The following is a 3,454-nucleotide window of genomic DNA, read 5'->3' on the forward strand; positions in this document are numbered from 1 at the left end:
TCAACGCCTTCGACATCACCTTCGACGGCCGGCTCTCCGCAGCACGCCAGTAACTCCAACAACCTGAGTTACACCGCTCGTTTGACAGACCCGAACCTGACGAGGAGCAGCGTTGCTCGGGCAGTTCGGGAGGCGCGTACGCACCCCAGCGGGGCCAGGTAGCAGGGCGGACCGGATCCGTTGCTGGTGTGGAGGTCTCCGGGCACTGCCGTCCAACGAGAAGCGCCTCCATTGCTGCTCGATAAAGCCCACCCGACGCCTGGCCAGGCACAGAAGTGCCTGGGTGTGACGTTTGCCCTGGCTGATGTGAGGTCGGTTCGGGGCACCCTGCCCGCATTGCTGCTGGTGGGATTCCCCGAACCGCCTCCCGAATCCGGCGTGCCCGTTTCCGAGCACCGGGGCTCTCCACACGTCCCCTTCGACGACCTCGGGGTCCTTGTCCCTTGGCGGGCCAGGGCGAAGGAATCACTGCTCCCCGGAATCGGTAGCGCGTCGTGCGCACCTTGGCCGGATCGAACAGGGTGATGAGCTCGGTGGGGGCCGCACATGCCGTACAGCCGTTGGCGACAGCCCTTGATCCGCAGTTCCTGTGCGGTGTACAGGCCGGGCGAACGAGGCCGGAGTCCGCCGGCCTTACGGGCACAGGAGCGAGAGCTCCAGCCGGCCGACGACCGAACGGTCAGGCGCGGTCGACCGTGACTGAGCTTGTCTCGTCCGGTGCCGTGACGGTCCCTGCCGCGGCTCCTCGGCCCGAAGCAGAGGAGCAGGACGACTGGCGCCGACGCCCGTCCCGGCCGTATGTCCGCCGTCGACTGCCGTGGCCCGGACAGAGAACGGTACTGACCGCGAGGACGGGGGAGATGCGCGGGGGCGCGTGGGACGGAGTCGTTCACGCCCGCACCCGCGCCTCTCCCGGGACGTCCTCAGAACCGGCTGCCGAGCCACTGGTGGATGGCGAGTGCGGTGGTACGGGCGTGTTCCTCCAGCATGGTGAAGTGGTCCCCCGGCACAGTGACCTCGGCGTGCGGCCGGCTCCAGTCCGGGGCGGGGTCGGTGCCGGGCAGCGGATCCCGGGCTCGTACGTACAGGGTGGGGCAGGCGAGCGGCGCGGGTTTCCAGTCACGGAAGAGCTCGAAGTATCCGGCCATGGCGGTGAGCCGATCGGGACTGGCAGAGGCGAACTGCGCCGCCCGGCGCAGCATGTCCGACGTCATCGTGGAGAGCGCCTGCCCCTGGTCACCGTGAGCGGGGGGATAGGTGTCCACCAGGACGACGGCCACCGGGGCGGCACCCTCGGACTCCAGGCGCTCGGCCACAGCATGGGCCACCCAGCCACCGGCCGACCGCCCCAGCAGTACCAGGGGGCCTTCGGCCGCGGCTGCGCGGACGGCAATGGCCTGGGCGGTGACGAGAGCGTCCAGTGTGGCGGGCAGGGCCTCTCGGGGCTCGAACCCCGGGTGCCGCACCGCGGAAACCGGCCGCAGCCCTCGCAGCCGGGCACCGAGGCGCGCGTACTCCTGCGGTCCGGACAGCGCGCTGAGCGCGGGGGAGCAGACCAGCCGGGCCCCCGTGCCGCCCGCCGCGAGCATGACGGGTTCGTGCGTCGCACCGGGCGCCCCGGTCCTGTCGAAGACCGGGCGGAGGCGCGCGGCGATGGTGAGGAGCACCATGCCGTCCCAGCTCCGCCCCCGGGCGCAGACGTTACGAAAGAGCGCGCCCAGGGAGTCCGGAGATTCCCCGGCATGCGGGGCTTCGGCGACCTGCACCCGGGCGTCCGGCGGAGCGCCCGCCCCCGGATCGCTTCCCGGACCGTCGTCCGCCGGCCGGCCCGGGGAGCCGTCGGCCTCAGGCCGTGCCCGGCCGTCGGACGCGGCACCCGCAGCAGGTGCCTCGGCGGCGTACCGCCGCGTCAGCTCGACGGCGAGCGCGCGCGGCGTCGGGAAGTCGAACAGCAGTGTGGTCGGCAGTGCCAGCCCCGTCCATGCCGCGAGCTCATTGCGCAGATCGACCGCGGCCAGGGAATCCAGCCCCAGGTCCGCCAGCAGGGCGTCCTCGTCGATCTCGCTTGCCTCCTCCCGATGGCCCAGGACGCGGGCCGCCAGGGTCCGGACCTTTGTGAGCAGCACCCCGCCCATCCCGCCGGGGGAAGCAGCCGCCAGCGACGGGCCGAGTCGGCCCCGGCCCCCGTTGCCTGCGTCGTCCCCGGCGGCAGCAGCAGGGGTTCGGAGCCGGTTCGCCGCCGTGCCACCGCCGCGGAGAGCAACCGGGGCGAGGCGGGCCGCCACCACCACGGGTTCGTCACCGGCCACGGCCGCGTCGAAGAGAGCCAGGCCTTCTTCCGGCCCGAGCGGGCTGAACCCGGAGCGGGCCATCCGCTGCCGATCCGCGTCGCCGAGGTGCGCCATCATGCCGTCGTGCTGCTGCCAGGGGCCCCAGACGATCGACGTACCGGGCAGTCCGAGCCGCCCGCGGTGCCGCGCCAAGGCATCCAGCACACAATTGGCCGCGGCGTAGTTGGCCTGGCCCGCGGAGCCGAAGGTACCCGCTACCGAGGAGAACAGCGCGAACACGGCCAAGTCGTGCCCCCGGGTCAGTTCATGCAGAGCGAGAGCGGCGTCCACCTTCGGGCGCAGCACCCGCCTCATCCGGTCGGTGGTGAGCGCCGCGACGACGCCGTCGTCCAGCACCCCCGCAGTGTGCACAACGCCGGTCAGCGGGTGGGCCGCCGGTACCGCGTCGAGGAGGGCCGCGAGCGCGGTCCGGTCCGTGACATCACAGGCGTGAACGGTCACCTGGGCGCCCGCCTCACACAGCTCCGCGACGAGTTCCCGCGCCCCCGGAGCGTCCGGCCCGCGCCGCCCGGCGAGCAGCAGATGCCGGACGCCGTGAGCGGTGACCAGGTGCCGCGCCACCAGCATGCCCAGGGAACCGGTGCCGCCGGTGACCAGGACGGTGCCCTCCGGGTCGAGCGTCCGCCTCTTCCGTTGGCTCGGTGTCGCCTCGGCCAGTGACACCAGCTTCGGTACGTACACCGTTCCCCGGTGTACGGCTGCCTCCGGCACCGGGGCGGCCAGCAGGGCGGGCAGGGCACTCCAGGAGTCGGGGTGCTCGTCCACATCGATCAGAGCGAAGCGGCCGGGATTTTCCCGCAGGGCCGAACGGACCAGTCCCCACACCGGCGTGTGCAACGGTACGGACGCCGTCTCGCCGGATCGGCCGTCACTTCCGCGACCGGCACCATCCGCAGGGAATCCGTCATCGGTCGAAGCGACGGCACCGGACGTCACGAGGACGAGACGGGAGCGGGACAGGCGGGGCTCGGCGAGCCACTCCTGCACGAGCCTCAGCGCCCAGTCCGCTGCCCGCAGCAGACCGGCAGCCTGGTCGTGGGGGGAGGGGAGGGGGTCGCCAGGGTGGAGAAGGAAGCAAAGAAAAGAAAAACAAAAAAACCAAC

1 protein-coding gene is annotated in these 3,454 nt (G+C 72.1%); it reads right to left on the bottom strand.

Annotated features, from left to right (window positions below):
* Positions 1 to 923: 923 nt before the first annotated feature.
* Positions 924 to 3,338 carry a type I polyketide synthase gene (locus ACFVX4_RS40470; RefSeq protein ID WP_389988031.1) on the bottom strand — a complete coding sequence of 805 codons (2,415 nt, stop codon included), beginning with the start codon at positions 3,336 to 3,338 and terminating at the stop codon, positions 924 to 926.
* Positions 3,339 to 3,454: the final 116 nt, after the last annotated feature.

The organism is Streptomyces sp. NPDC058240 (genome assembly GCF_042882135.1).
In the GTDB taxonomy this organism is placed as follows: Bacteria; Actinomycetota; Actinomycetes; order Streptomycetales; family Streptomycetaceae; genus Streptomyces.